General features: G+C 70.8%; 14 protein-coding genes. 3 read left to right on the top strand and 11 right to left on the bottom strand.

Annotated features, from left to right (window positions below):
• Positions 1–78: 78 nt before the first annotated feature.
• The gene (locus ACF07B_RS05870; RefSeq protein ID WP_392177849.1) at positions 79–810 is read right to left on the bottom strand and encodes an SRPBCC domain-containing protein; all 732 of its coding nucleotides are present in this window, start codon (positions 808–810) and stop codon (positions 79–81) included.
• Between the two features lie 19 nt (positions 811–829).
• Positions 830–1,585, bottom strand: a complete 756-nt coding sequence (locus ACF07B_RS05865; protein ID WP_392177848.1) for an ArsR/SmtB family transcription factor — start codon at positions 1,583–1,585, stop codon at positions 830–832.
• A 204-nt stretch (positions 1,586–1,789) separates the two neighbouring features.
• Here ACF07B_RS05865 and ACF07B_RS05860 point away from each other — a divergent pair, with 204 nt between their 5' ends.
• Positions 1,790–2,938: a YihY/virulence factor BrkB family protein gene (locus ACF07B_RS05860; RefSeq protein ID WP_392177847.1), complete on the top strand. Its 1,149-nt coding sequence runs from the start codon at positions 1,790–1,792 to the stop codon at positions 2,936–2,938.
• Between the two features lie 104 nt (positions 2,939–3,042).
• On the opposite strand, the gene ACF07B_RS05855 is transcribed toward ACF07B_RS05860, so the two are convergent.
• The gene (locus ACF07B_RS05855) at positions 3,043–3,753 is read right to left on the bottom strand and encodes a hypothetical protein (RefSeq protein WP_392177846.1); all 711 of its coding nucleotides are present in this window, start codon (positions 3,751–3,753) and stop codon (positions 3,043–3,045) included.
• Positions 3,750–3,884: a hypothetical protein gene (locus tag ACF07B_RS05850; protein ID WP_369481358.1), complete on the bottom strand. Its 135-nt coding sequence runs from the start codon at positions 3,882–3,884 to the stop codon at positions 3,750–3,752. Before ACF07B_RS05850 ends, ACF07B_RS05855 begins: the two co-directional genes overlap by 4 nt.
• 171 nt (positions 3,885–4,055) lie before the next feature.
• On the opposite strand from ACF07B_RS05850, the gene dapA reads away from it, so the two are divergent.
• On the top strand, positions 4,056–5,042 hold the full coding sequence (dapA, locus tag ACF07B_RS05845) for a 4-hydroxy-tetrahydrodipicolinate synthase (protein WP_392177845.1): 987 nt from the start codon (positions 4,056–4,058) through the stop codon (positions 5,040–5,042).
• Here the strand turns inward: dapA and ACF07B_RS05840 are convergent.
• Positions 5,029–6,228, bottom strand: a complete 1,200-nt coding sequence (locus tag ACF07B_RS05840) for a YncE family protein (protein ID WP_392177844.1) — start codon at positions 6,226–6,228, stop codon at positions 5,029–5,031. The genes dapA and ACF07B_RS05840 overlap by 14 nt on opposite strands.
• The gene (locus ACF07B_RS05835; RefSeq protein ID WP_369481364.1) at positions 6,225–6,794 is read right to left on the bottom strand and encodes a SigE family RNA polymerase sigma factor; all 570 of its coding nucleotides are present in this window, start codon (positions 6,792–6,794) and stop codon (positions 6,225–6,227) included. Before ACF07B_RS05835 ends, ACF07B_RS05840 begins: the two co-directional genes overlap by 4 nt.
• 146 nt (positions 6,795–6,940) lie before the next feature.
• On the opposite strand from ACF07B_RS05835, the gene ACF07B_RS05830 reads away from it, so the two are divergent.
• The gene (locus ACF07B_RS05830; protein WP_392177843.1) at positions 6,941–7,438 is read left to right on the top strand and encodes an HAD domain-containing protein; all 498 of its coding nucleotides are present in this window, start codon (positions 6,941–6,943) and stop codon (positions 7,436–7,438) included.
• A gap of 19 nt (positions 7,439–7,457) precedes the next feature.
• On the opposite strand, the gene ACF07B_RS05825 is transcribed toward ACF07B_RS05830, so the two are convergent.
• The 5 genes from ACF07B_RS05825 to ACF07B_RS05805 form a co-directional block, all read right to left on the bottom strand.
• Entirely contained in the window at positions 7,458–8,765 is a 1,308-nt protein-coding gene (locus ACF07B_RS05825) for a hypothetical protein (RefSeq protein ID WP_392177842.1), read from the bottom strand.
• A gap of 318 nt (positions 8,766–9,083) precedes the next feature.
• Entirely contained in the window at positions 9,084–9,260 is a 177-nt protein-coding gene (locus ACF07B_RS05820; RefSeq protein ID WP_392177841.1) for a hypothetical protein, read from the bottom strand.
• An 83-nt stretch (positions 9,261–9,343) separates the two neighbouring features.
• Positions 9,344–9,856 (bottom strand): flavin reductase family protein, encoded by a 513-nt coding sequence (locus tag ACF07B_RS05815; RefSeq protein ID WP_384236201.1) that lies wholly within the window; start codon positions 9,854–9,856, stop codon positions 9,344–9,346.
• Between the two features lie 273 nt (positions 9,857–10,129).
• Positions 10,130–11,470 (bottom strand): MFS transporter, encoded by a 1,341-nt coding sequence (locus tag ACF07B_RS05810; protein WP_369481371.1) that lies wholly within the window; start codon positions 11,468–11,470, stop codon positions 10,130–10,132.
• Positions 11,471–11,477: 7 nt separating this feature from the next.
• On the bottom strand, positions 11,478–12,233 hold the full coding sequence (locus ACF07B_RS05805) for a pentapeptide repeat-containing protein (protein ID WP_369481372.1): 756 nt from the start codon (positions 12,231–12,233) through the stop codon (positions 11,478–11,480).
• Between the last annotated feature and the right edge of the window lie 9 nt (positions 12,234–12,242).

Below are 12,242 nucleotides of genomic sequence, written 5' to 3'. Positions count from 1 at the left end.
CGCTGAGCGGGTCTCCGCCTGGACCGCGGAGCGTGACTCCTTCGTCCCGCGGGGCCGGCTGACCGGCCCGCGCGCCGGTCAGCCCGCGAAGACCCCGTCGAGCCAGCCCTTCCAGGCCCTCTCGTTGCCCTTGGCGTCGGCGCCGGGCGCGAAGTCGTGGACGCTCATGCCGACCGGCGCGCCCCAGCGGCCTCGCCCGAAGAAGCGGATGAGCGCGCTGTCGGTGCGCAGCCCGATGAAGTACGGGTCGCGGTAGTCGAGCACGGCGTCGACGTCCTCGCCGCCGGGTCCCTTCGCCCGCACCCGCGCGCCCTCGGCGGTGTCGTCCGAGAGGCCGAGCGCCCGTCCGACGGTCGCGAAGGCGTCGGATTCCGCGGACACGCCGGGCCCGTCGAAGGTCGCGAAGGCCACCGGCCGGCCCGCGAAGTGGGTCACGTACTCGCGCAGTGTGTGCAGATAGAAGTCGGTGTGCTTGTCGGCTCCGTCGTACTGGTTGTCCCAGTCGTCGGTGAAGATGCCGCTGTGCACGTAGCGGACCCAGGAACTCCGGCCGTCGTCACGGGCCTCGATGGTGTGGTCGATCTGGTTGAGGCTCTGGGTCGGGAAGCCGACGTCCTCGGTGCGCACGGTCAGCCGGTGCGGTGGGTCCCAGGTCGTGATGGTGCTGCCGAAGGGTCCGGCCCCGCCCTCGCGCGGCTCGAACTCCATGGGCCACAGCCAGCCGCCGCTGCCGCTGGTGATCGCGTCCCACACCTGACCGGGCGGAACGCCGACCTCGTACTCGCGGGCGACCTCGAATTCCTTGGGCATGATGATGACTCCTGGATGATCAGTGGGTGGTTTCGGGATCCGCGGGGGCTTGCACGGCCTCGGGTCCGGCCACGGCGTCGTTCTGTGTGACGGCCGCGGCTTCGGGTCCGGCCGCCGTCCGCGGCTGCCCGACGGGTTCGGGTCCGGCCACGGCTTCGGTCCGTGTGACGGCCTCGGCTCCGGCCGCGGCCTCGGGTTTGACGGTGGGGTGGACGGCGACGACGATCCGGTGCGGGCGCCCGGCCTCCGCGTCCCCGTCGTGGTACTTGCGGATGAGCGCGCTCACCCCGGCCGTCAGCTCCTCGATGAACGCGGCGCGCTCGGCCGCCGACGCGAAGGTCACCTCGCCGTCGAGCGCGTACGTCGCGAGCCGCTTGCGGGCCTTCGTGGCTCCGGTGACGAGCAGGCCGACGTCCCGGACGAGCCGGGCGCCGAGCGCGAGGAGCCAGCGGGCGGACAGCTGGTCCCGGAAACGGTCCGGATCGGGCTGTACGGCGGCCAGCGCCTGGGGCGAGATGACGTACGACGCCGCGGTGGCCCGCATCATCCGCTCGGTGACGTTCCCTTTGCGGCGCTCGCCCGCCAGCTCGACCAGGCCGTGCCGCTCCAGGGTCTTGAGGTGATAGTTCACCTTCTGCCGGGGCAGGCCGACCTTGCCGGCCAGCATGGCGGCCGACGCGGGCCCGGCGGCCAGTTCGGCGAGCAGCCGGGACCGTATGGGGTCCAGCGACACGGCGGCGGCCTCGGCGTCCTCGATCACGGTCACGTCCAACATGACTCCAGACTCCCACCGAAAACTTTTTTTGTCCAGACGGTTCAAATCGTCGGTGGGTCGGGGGCGGAGTTCCCGGGTGGCGGAGGACCGGGTGGCCGAAGCTCCGGACGGCCGGAGTTCACGCGTTCACGAAGGCCCGTGTTCCGTGGCGACCCGGGCGCTCCCGGTGGGCTTCAGGAGCGGGATTCGGGCAAGACGGCGGTCATGGACGAGAAGCGACCGGAATCGAAGCAGCGAGCTCTTCCGGACACGGTCACGGACGCGGACGCGGGCACCGCCACGAGGACCGACATCGGGACGGGTCCGGGTACGGGTACGCCGACCGCGGGGCCCGCCGGGAAGGACGGCCCGGTCCGACTGCCCGTACGGGCGTGGGGGTCCGTGACCTGGCGCACGGTGAAGGAGTTCCGTGACGACGAACTCGCCGACCGTGCCGCGGCGTTGACCTACTACGGTGTGCTGTCGCTGTTCCCCGCACTGCTGGTGGTGGTCTCCCTCCTCGGTGTCCTGGGGCAGCGCGTCACGGACAGGCTCCTCGACAACGTGGGCGACCTGGCCCCGGGCCCGGCCCGCGACATCCTGCGTGACGCGGTGAAGCAACTGGCGGACAGCGGGGGTACGGGCGGGGTGCTGGCGATCGTCGGCCTGCTCGCGGCACTGTGGTCCGCGTCCGGGTACGTCGGCGCGTTCATCCGTGCGTCCAACGCCGTGTACGACCTGCCGGAGGGCCGTCCGGTCTGGAAGGTCACGCCGCTCAGGCTGGTGCTCACCATCACGCTGATGCTGCTTCTCACCGGGAGCGCGATCATCGTGGTGTTCACCGGGCCGCTGGCCCAACGCGCCGGCACCGCGCTCGGGTTCGGCGACGCGGCGATCACCGTGTGGTCGATCGTCAAGTGGCCCGTCCTGCTGGTGTTGGTGGAGCTGATGATCGGGCTGCTGTACTGGGCTGCGCCCAACGTCTCCGGCCGCGGCTTCCGTTGGTTCAGCACCGGCAGCGTCCTCGCCACCCTGGTCTGGCTCACCGCGTCCGCGGGATTCGCCGTGTACGTCGCCGGCTACAGCTCGTACAACAAGACGTACGGAACGCTCGCGGGCGCCATCGTCTTCCTCGTCTGGCTCTGGCTCACCAACCTCGCCATTCTCCTGGGCCTGGAGTTCGACGCGGAACTGGCCCGCCAGCGCGCCATCACGGAGGGCCGGCCCCCGACCGAGGAGCCCTACGTCGAACCGCGTGACACCCGCAAGTGGCCGCCGCGTCTGCGGGCGTTGCGCGCGGCCCGGGAGAAGGTGGACACAGGGATCACGCCGACGCGTGCCGGGTCCGGCCGGGACACCGCCGAGCGGGTATGAACGGAGGGGTCGGCGGCGTGCGTACGACGCGGCGGCGGACCGGCGTCCGGTCCGCCGCCGCGTCATTCCCCTCCGGCTCCTTCGATTACCCGGCCCGGCGCGCGCTACCCCTGGGTTCCTCGGTCGTGCAATCGGCCCAACTGACTCTGGAACCAGTCGAGTCGGGCTTGGAGCAGCGCGGCCTCCGCGACCAGCTCGGCCACCCCGGGACCGGTCGCGGCGCCCCCGGGACCGGTCGCGGCGCCCCCGGGACCGGTCGCGGCTCCCTCAAGAGCTTCAACGCCGGCGGCCCGGACTCTCAGCCCCGCGCCGGCCAGCCGCGCGAAGGAGGCGAGCGAGAGCGACGTACGGCCGCGTAGGCAGCCCGCGCACGCGGCCGTCAGAACGCGCCAGCCCGGACGCCCCCAGCCGGCGTCGGCCAGCGCCGCGGCCACCGCGCCGCAGCCACAGGGGCCGACTCCGGCGCTGCGCACCCGCTGACGGGCGTAGCGGAATCCCCGCTCGAAACGGATGTAGGCGCCGAGGACGGAGACTTCGAGGAGAACGGCGGCCCGGTGTTCCGCGGTGCACAGCATCGCCTCGGCGACGGAGGACTCGTGCACGTAGTGGAAGCCGCAGTCGCAGCGGCGGTGCGGGGCGCGGTGCCGCCGCCCGTAGACACACCTCGCCTCGTCCACCACTCCGTACGGCAGCGCACCACCCAGCGACACGCCGGTGAACCCGGCCCGGGTGCCGTCCTGGGACAGCACCGGGTGGGCGATCTTGTATCCGGTCGGAGGCTCCTTCGGGCGTTCCTCGGGGAGCCGCAGCCTCATCGGCCGGCCGGAACCTCTTCGGGCACGGATGCCTCCGACTCCTCGACGAGCTCGGGGAGTTCGGTCGCGCCCTCGTGTGCGTGGACCTGTTCCTCAGCCACTCCGGTGGCGAGTGCCTTGCCGAGCCTCATGACGCCTCCCGCTGTGCCGACGACTGCCGTTCAGGCCATGGTGACCCATGACGCCCCGGTCTGGCACCAGTGCCTCGCTCATCCCCACACCCCTACTCCGTAGCGTTCATTGACGATATCTCGTAGGAGATTTAAGTGGAGCTTCACAATGGGGTGGCCGACACTACGTTCATGACCGTTCCGAGGACCGCCCCCGCGCCCCCTGTCCCCCCTGCCCCGGCCGTCACCGCCGTCCCGCGGCCGACGCGGCCCGCCCCTCCTTTCGGGCGTGCCCTCTGCGCGATGGTCACGCCGTTCACGCGGGACGGCGCGCTGGATGTCGAGGGCGCGCGGCGGCTCGCCGGGTGGCTGGTGGCCGAGGGGTGCGACGGGCTGGTGCTCTCCGGGACGACGGGCGAGTCGCCGACCACGTCGGACGCCGAGAAGGCCACGCTGATCACGGCGGTGCGGGAGGCCGTGGGCGACCGGGTGCCGATCGTGGCGGGGGTGGGGACCGCCGACACCCGGCACACCGTGGAACTGTCACTGGCGGCCGAGAAGGCGGGCGCGGACGGGCTGTTGGTGGTCGCGCCGTACTACAGCAGGCCTCCGCAGGACGCGGTCGAGGCGCATTTCCGGGAGATCGCGGACGCCTCGGGGCTGCCGCTCATGCTGTACGACATCCCGGGCCGCACCGGGACGCGGATCGAGCCGGAGACCATGATCCGGCTCGCGGGGCATCCGCGGATCGTGGCGGTGAAGGACTGCGCGTACGACCTGCTCGGTACGCAGAAGGTGCTGGCCCGGACGGAGCTGGCGTACTACGCGGGCTGCGACGAGTACATCCTCGCGCTGTACGCGATCGGCGCGGCCGGGTACGTCAGCACGGTGGCGAACGTCGTGCCGGGCCTGACGCGGGCCGTGCTCGACGCGTTCGACGGCGGCGACACGGCGGGGGCGGCCGGGCTGACGCGGCGGGCGATGCCCTTGATCGAGGCGATGATGGCGGCGGGCCTGCCCGGCACCGTCACCGCGAAGGCGCTGCTGGCCACGCTCGGGCTGCCGGCGGGCCCGGTCCGCGCACCGCTGCGGCCCGCCGACCGGGAGACGGTCGACGGGCTGCGGGCGGCCCACCAGGAGGCGGTCGGCATGGCCGGAACGGCGGTCAGCGGGCGCTGAACAGGGGCTCCCAAGAGCCCAGTTCGGACATCATCTGCGGGCCGTAGGCGGTGAGCGGCACGGCCTTGGAGGAACCGAGGGTGAACAGGGCGAGCCGGTGGGGGTGGTCGCCGTGCCGGCTGTTCTCGAAGACGATGAGCCTCTTGTTGTCGGCCCAGGCGAGGCGCGCCATGTAGTCGGACACCTTGGGCACCTCCTTGCCGGTCGTCATGTCCCGCACCCCCGACGGGTGGACCAGGTGCTTCTTGTCGGGTGAGTATCCGGCCAGTTCGAGCTCGAACTTCACCTCGTTCGCGGGCGTGGCCACGCTCCTGCCCGACAGATCGTGGTACTGGCGGTGGGGCTGGGTGACGATGTGCTCGTACAGCAGTCGGCTGTCGGCGCTGAAGCGGAAGTCCCAGCGGCCGCCCTGCGAGCGCCCCCACTCGTCCTTCCAGTCCGGCGCCCGGCGCCATTCCGTGCGCCCGGAGGCCACGTCGATGACGCTGAAACCGGTCCGGGAGGCCACGCCCTCCAGCATCCAGCCCTTCTCGCCGTCGGGTCCGCTGGTCTCGATCCGGTGGCTCCAGTAGCGCCGGTCGGGATCGCTGGAGTACGTCGTCGCGACGATCTTCTTGCCGTCGGGCGAGAGAGCGACGCCGCCGGCGCCCTGGGGGACCGGGATCCAGCGGCGGATCTCGCCGGTCGTCAGGTCGAGCAGTCCGACGCGCTGGGCGGGGAGCCCGCGTTCCAGCACGGCCGCGGTCCGTGAACTCGGCACGGTGTCGAGGACGGACCACCGGGTGTCCTTCACATACTGTCCGGTCCGCCGGTCCAGCCGCTGGTAGGTGCGGGTGAGAACCTCGTCCTTGTCCGGCTGCTTCACCAGCGACTGGACGCTGAACGCGGCGAGCACGGTGTCGCCCGCGGCGACCATGTCGCGCGGCGGGTACTGATCGGTGTGGGCGACGATGTCGCTCCGGTCGACCCGACCGGCCGGGCGCACGTCCTGCCCGCCGCCGTCGAGCCGCGGAACGGCCACCGTCACGGCGATCGCCGCCACGGTCGCCAGCGCGGCTCCGGCGATCGTACGGGCCCTGCGGCGCCGGCGGACGGCGAGGACGCGGTCGGCGAAGCCCGGCGGTGTGCGCGGGCCGTTCTCGGCCTGCTCCCGGAAGGTGTCGCGGAGGAGTTCTTCGACGTTCACCGGCGTACCTCCACGGGCGAGAAGTCACGGGACGGCGGCTGCGGCTCGTGCCCCGGGCCGAGCGCGGCCAGTTCGGGGGCGAGCGTCCGCAGCCGGGCGAGCGAGCGATGTGCCGTGGAGCGCACGGTTCCGACGGAGCAGCCGAGGAGCCGGGCCACCTCGGCCTCGGGCAGATCCTCGAAGTAGCGCAGCACGAGCACGGTGCGCTGCCGCGCGGTGAGCCGGGCCAGCGCGCCCCGCATGACGACCCGCAGTTCGGCGGCCGCCGAGGCGTCCGTGCCGGGGGCCGCGGGGCCGGACGTCTCGGGCGGTTCCGCGACGCTCAGTTCGCGTCTCGGCCACTTCAGCCGCCAGCGGCTCACCTGCTGCCGGTACAGGATCCGCCGTACGTACGCCTCGGGTTCGTCGATCCGGTTCCAGCGGCCGGCCACCTTGATCAGCGCGTTCTGCAGCAGATCCTCGGCGGCGTGCCGGTCTCCCCCACTGAGCAGGACCGCCGTCTTCAGCAGCGCGGACGACCTGTTCGCCACGAAGTCCCGGAAGGTCTCATCCGCTTCGGCATCCATCGTCACCTTCTCGTCCCCGGCGGCCCCTTGCGGCCGCCCCCTGTGTCCCTGGTGACGCGCGCCGCCGCGTCCCGCTATGCCTCCCGGCACGAACCGCTCCGAAAAAATTTCCCCGCCCCCGGCCCGGCGCCCTCTACCGTGACCCGATGAGCCGACCCCTGCTGTTCCTCGACGTCGACGGCCCGCTCAATCCCTACGCGGCCCAGAAGGAGCGCCGGCCCGCGGGGTACACCACGATCCGCGTGGCGCTGGAGCCCGGCCGCCCGCTACGGGTCTGGCTCCACCCCGACCACGGGCGCGCGCTCCTCGCCCTCGGGTACGACCTGTGCTGGGCCACCACCTGGATGGACTCCGCGAACCGCTGGATCGCCCCGGTGATCGGCCTGCCCGAACTTCCCTGGGTCGACTTCACCGGCGCCCTCTTCACCGAGCGCCCGGACGGCGTCCACTGGAAGACGGAACGCATCGTGTCCCACGCCGGGGGCCGCCCGTTCGCCTGGGTCGACGACGAACAGACCCCGCCCGACGAACGGTTCGTAGCCGCCCACCACCCGGCCCCCGCCCTCCTGCACCACGTGAACCCCCGCACAGGCCTGCGCGAACCCGACTTCGAAGCACTGAGAGGGTTCGCGTCCGGCCTGTGAGAACGGCGGCGTCCGGCCGTCAGCGCCGGGCCGCGCGCCGGCGGACCAGCAGCACGGTGCCCGCCCCGACGGCGAGGGCCGCGGTGGCCAGACCCGCGAGGGACAGAGCGGAACCGGAGCCGGTGCTCGCCAGGTCGCCCCCGGTGGTCGAGGAGCCCGGGGAACCGGCCGACGCCGAACCGCCCGCGGACCCGGAGCCGCCGGTGGAACCGCCCGTGGACCCCGAGCCGCCCGGGGACCCGCTGCCGGAGCCACCCGCGGTGGATGTCGAGCCGGAACCACCGGTGGAACCGTTGCCGCCCACGGAGCCGCCGCCACTCGTCGAGCCGCCGTCTGCGCCGTCGATGTCGAGGAGGATCGCGGCCGTGTCGTTCTTCCTGTTCTTGTCGTACGGGGCCTGCTTCGCGTCGAAGGTCACCGACCCCTTGGCCCCGGGAACCGCCCTGTCGATCCGCAGGGTGAAAGTGAAGGGCTGGCCGTCGCCCACGTCGAACCAGTCCATGGAGGTGTAGCAGTTGTAGCTGCCGGTAGCCGTCTTGTAGCAGTAGTCCGGCGCCTCGGTGACTGTCGTACCGGAGGGCATCGTGATCAGGGTCTGGGGCAGGTGATCGCTCGGGGCCAGCCAGGCCGGACCCGTGTTGGTGATCTTCGCTTGCACCGTGACCGTGTCGCCGACGCGTCCTGCCGACCGCGCCCCCGTCACTTTCAAGTCGGCCGTGTTCGCCGCGGTCACCGACACTTTGGCCCCGTCCCGGTCCGGGTGCTCCGGGTCGCTGTCGCCCACCGGGGTGGTCGAGGGCAGCTCGATCAGCTTCACCACGGGTCCGGTCCCGGGCACCGGGTGTTCCGGACGGTCCGGGTCTTCCTCTCCCGGTCCGGTGGCGACCGACACCCAGACGGAGTCGTACAGCGCGTGGTCCAGGACGTTCAGCGACAGCACCTTCTCGGGCGCGTAGACGGCACCGGGCTTCAGGGTCTGGTCGAACTCGCAGACCGCGGAGGAGTAGGCCGGCATGTCGTCGTCTTCGGGGAGATCGGAGCGGGTGCAGTTGGAGGGCAGTTCCCGGTGGGCCAGTCCGTAGGAAGCGACATACGTGATGTAGACCTTTTCGAGCGTGGTGGTGCCCTTGTTCGCGAAGGCGACCGGCACCTCGAAGCTGCTGCCCGGCTTCACTCCGAGGACCGGAGACACAGGCGCCAGCGCCAGAACGGGCTGGGGACCGTCGGCCGAGGCGGGCGCGGCACCCAGGGCGATCAGGCCGATGACACCGATCGCGGCGGCGGTCCTGGGCAGCGGGCGACAACGGTCGGCAGCGGTTCGGGGCATGGAGGGTCCCTTGCGATGAAACGGCGGATACGTGCGGGCGGACAGCGGGGAAACCACGGTTCGCCGCGTCAGACACGCCATGCCGCCGGACGGTTGTACGGCATCCATGCCAAGAAGGAGTCCCGCCCTCCGCCACGACCCGCAAGGACGCGTGAGCCCCCCGGGCCGTTCTCGGGCCGCGGAAGGCCGCTCGACCATGACCGACGCCGGCAACTGCCGCCGCCTCGGCGGCAGATCAGGATGTCGATCGGCCGCCTGGGCGGCAGATCAGGATGTCGGTCGGTCGGTCGGACGACCGCACGTCCCGGCCGCTCCTGCTCAGTTGTGGGAGTACGGGGGCCACCAGGTCGGGTGGAGCAGGAGGTCGGCGGCCTGGACGGCGGCGACCGCCAGACGCACAACCTCGATGTCCGGCGCCTCAAGCTCGTTGCGCGTACGCAGGAACGGAGACGCTTCGGAGACGATCGAGTCCAGGCTTCCGCTGCGGTCCCGCACGTACTGGCCGATCCGCTCAGGTGAGGCATCAGCACCCGGTGACCAGAACCCCCGTTACGCGCAGGTCCTCACACCGCGGCTGGTCAGCGGGCACGGGCCACAGCAGGGATAGGGCCTGCGGGGCGGACGAAGGACCGGTCCACGTACACCAGCGCCTCGCGGTCCCCCAAGCCGATGCAGTCGTCGACCCGACCGATCAGGATGCTGTGATCCCCGCCGTCGACGACGTCATGCATGCGACACACGAGCCGGATCACGGCCTCCGGTATGCCGGGCAAACCCAGTTCGAGCGGGATGGTGTCGCCGGCAGCGAACCGGTCCACGCCCGACGTCGCGAAACGACGGGCGATGGCGGACTGGTCGGATGCCAGGACGTTGATCATGAAATGGTCCGCGCCCGTGAAAGCCCCGTGTGTGCTGGCCTTCTTGCCCAGGCCGACCATGACCAGTGGCGGGTCGAGGGACAAAGAGACGAACGAACTCGCGGTGAATCCCCAACGCCGCCCGTGCTCATCGACGGTGGTCGCCACGACCACGGGACCGGGAACGCGGGCCATGGCCTGGGTGAAGCTGAGTGAGTGGGTGTCGACGGTCATGTGAAGCGACGTCTCCTCAGGGCGTGATCGCAATGCGGGTCGGGCTGGGAGCCAAGGGCTGTCCCCGTAATCGCGCCCTGGCATGGTCTTGGCAGGACGCCCTGACATGGTCTTGGCAGGACATCGAAGACGTCCGGGGCGAGAACACAGCCACCGATGACGGCGAGGGTGGCGGGAGCCTGATCGGGTTCCGGACCCTTGCGTCACCCGAGAAGACGCCATCCGCCACGCTCTGGCACCACCGAACCAGCTCGGATCGGTGAGAGGCCGACCTCACGGGCGGTCCGGAAGCACGCCGATCGGCCCCCTGCTCCGACTCCAGAACGCACCTGCGGCGCACACCCCGAAGATCGCGACCAGGTACCAGTAGAATTCGAAGCGCCAGGCGTGGGCCACCACGAGTGAACAACTGCCGCCGACCAGGGCACCCGTCGATGAGCCCAACGCCGTGATCAGCATTCGGCATTTCACCGCCGAGAGCGTATCCAGATCGCCTTTGACTTCCATGAAAGCCTGGTCGTTCACCGCGCCGAGGACCGTCTCCCCCACGGTGAAGACGAGGATCGCCAGAATCAACAGGGCGGTCGCCCAGCGGGAAAGTCCCGTGAGGAGGAAAGAGCACGCCATACAGGCGGTCACCGCCGCGAACATCCGGAATCCGCCGCCGCTCCGCGTCATCTCCCTTCCGGCCCACTTCCCCACGGGCAGTTGCAGCACCACCACGAGCAATGCGTTGATGAGGAACACCGAGCCGGCAACAGTGGGGCGAGCGGTGTCGAAGAGGTACAGCGGCATCGCCGAGAAGAGCTGCGAGTAGAGGGCGAAACAGGCGAACGAGGCCAATGCGACGCCGCGCAGGCTCCGGTTGCGCACCGCGTCTCGCCACCAGGTCCGTCTCCCTGCCTTGGGAGCCTTGGCCAGCCTCAGCCCCTTGGGCAGGGCCAGGAAGGACGCTGCCGCGGAGACAGCGAAGACAAGGGCAGTGACGAGCATCCATCTCCCCGGCGACTGGAAGTACAGCAGTGCACCCAGCATGGGGCCCCCGGCAGAGCACAGGTTGGTCACCACCTGGAGGCGCGAGAACGCACCCACACGTTCCTCCGCCGACTCCACGTAATCGCCGATACAGGTCCGTACGGTCACCGAGTTGACGCTCATGCAGACAGCCACGCCGCACATGAGGATCACCACGACGGTCCGTTCGCCTCGGAGGAGAGCCGCCATGCCCATCAGCGACGCCGCGGCCGCCAAGGACAGGGTCAGCGTCGGCCTGACTCGGCTGAAGTCCATCCGGTCGACGACGACGAACCCGCAGAACCGCAGTGCGCTGAATGCGAAGAGGACGACGCCCACGGAGAGAGGCCCCGAGTGCCACCCCTCCATGAGGACGGGCAGCACAGGAAGCAGTGAGTAGCAGGCGATGCTCGTGATGCCGAAGTTGAGGAAGAGCGCGAGCAGAAGACGCCGGACCACAGGTGCGGCCGCCCGGGGCCGGTCGGCTTCCTGGGAGGGTGCGGCCGGCGGTGGCGACATCGGTGTCCGGTCGGCGTGGGGTGCACGAGGGGTGGGGGGTTCCTGTGGCGTCTTGGGTGAACGGACCTCGCCGGTGGTCACGGTCGGCTCACGCCTCCCCGCGAGTGGACGTTCCGACGGACACAGACTCCGGGACAGCAGATTTCTTCTTCTCCCGACTGCCGCGTTCATCGGCTCGGGACATCTCCACGCCTTCGAGGTACGCGTCCTCCATCGAGGCGTTACCGACGAACGCCGACCACAACTCCGCGCCCCTGAGCGCCGAGCGTCCCAATCGCGCACCGCGGAAGTCACTGTGGCTCAGATCGGCCCGCCGCAGATCCGCTTCCCGCAGGTCCGCGTCGATCAGGTTCGACCGCCTGAGCACGGCGCCGCGCAGATCGGCTCCCCGAAGCAACGCCCCGCGAAGATCGGCCCGTTCGAGGTTCGCGCCCCGCAGGTCGCTGTTCCGGAGGTCCGTGCCGCGCAGGTCGGCATGGGCGAGCTGCGCCCCACGAAGGTCAGCCCGCCGCAGATCGATGCACTGACCGTGACCGCGTAGCAGATTCCAGCCGTCGATGACGGTAAGCAGCGTGAGCGTCTGGACGTCCGTACCGTCGAAGTCCTCTGAGACCAGGGCGAGAGTCCGCAGTCCCAGGCCCGTTCCGCGCAGCTCTCCCGCGTTCCTTCCGGTTGCAACGGGAAGGGCCGGACGGAAACACGCGTTCCTGAGCCCCGGTGTCACCACATCCTCGCCCTCGCAGGTGAGCAGGGCACCCGAAAGCGCGATGAACGCGAGGTCAGGTCCTCCCGATTCCGCCGCATCGGGCAGGCATTCCATCGCGACACTCAACAGCGAGCGCATCGCGGCCTC

Origin of the sequence: Streptomyces sp. NPDC015532 (assembly GCF_043078065.1) — a bacterium.
Lineage (GTDB): Bacteria > Actinomycetota > Actinomycetes > Streptomycetales > Streptomycetaceae > Streptomyces.
The sequence above is the reverse complement of the archived record's forward strand: the minus strand, read 5'-3'. Positions and strand labels throughout refer to the sequence as shown.

Bases quoted from the DNA above. Each gene is read 5' to 3' on its own strand.
- ACF07B_RS05870 (WP_392177849.1), bottom strand. From the start codon at position 810: ATGCCCAAGGAATTCGAGGTCGCCCGCGAGTACGAGGTCGGCGTTCCG.
- ACF07B_RS05865 (WP_392177848.1), bottom strand. From the start codon at position 1,585: ATGTTGGACGTGACCGTGATCGAGGACGCCGAGGCCGCCGCCGTGTCG.
- ACF07B_RS05860 (WP_392177847.1), top strand. From the start codon at position 1,790: ATGGACGAGAAGCGACCGGAATCGAAGCAGCGAGCTCTTCCGGACACG.
- ACF07B_RS05855 (WP_392177846.1), bottom strand. From the start codon at position 3,753: ATGAGGCTGCGGCTCCCCGAGGAACGCCCGAAGGAGCCTCCGACCGGA.
- ACF07B_RS05850 (WP_369481358.1), bottom strand. From the start codon at position 3,884: ATGAGGCTCGGCAAGGCACTCGCCACCGGAGTGGCTGAGGAACAGGTC.
- dapA (WP_392177845.1), top strand. From the start codon at position 4,056: ATGACCGTTCCGAGGACCGCCCCCGCGCCCCCTGTCCCCCCTGCCCCG.
- ACF07B_RS05835 (WP_369481364.1), bottom strand. From the start codon at position 6,794: ATGGATGCCGAAGCGGATGAGACCTTCCGGGACTTCGTGGCGAACAGG.
- ACF07B_RS05830 (WP_392177843.1), top strand. From the start codon at position 6,941: ATGAGCCGACCCCTGCTGTTCCTCGACGTCGACGGCCCGCTCAATCCC.
- ACF07B_RS05825 (WP_392177842.1), bottom strand. From the start codon at position 8,765: ATGCCCCGAACCGCTGCCGACCGTTGTCGCCCGCTGCCCAGGACCGCC.
- ACF07B_RS05815 (WP_384236201.1), bottom strand. From the start codon at position 9,856: ATGACCGTCGACACCCACTCACTCAGCTTCACCCAGGCCATGGCCCGC.
- ACF07B_RS05805 (WP_369481372.1), bottom strand. From the start codon at position 12,233: ATGCGCTCGCTGTTGAGTGTCGCGATGGAATGCCTGCCCGATGCGGCG.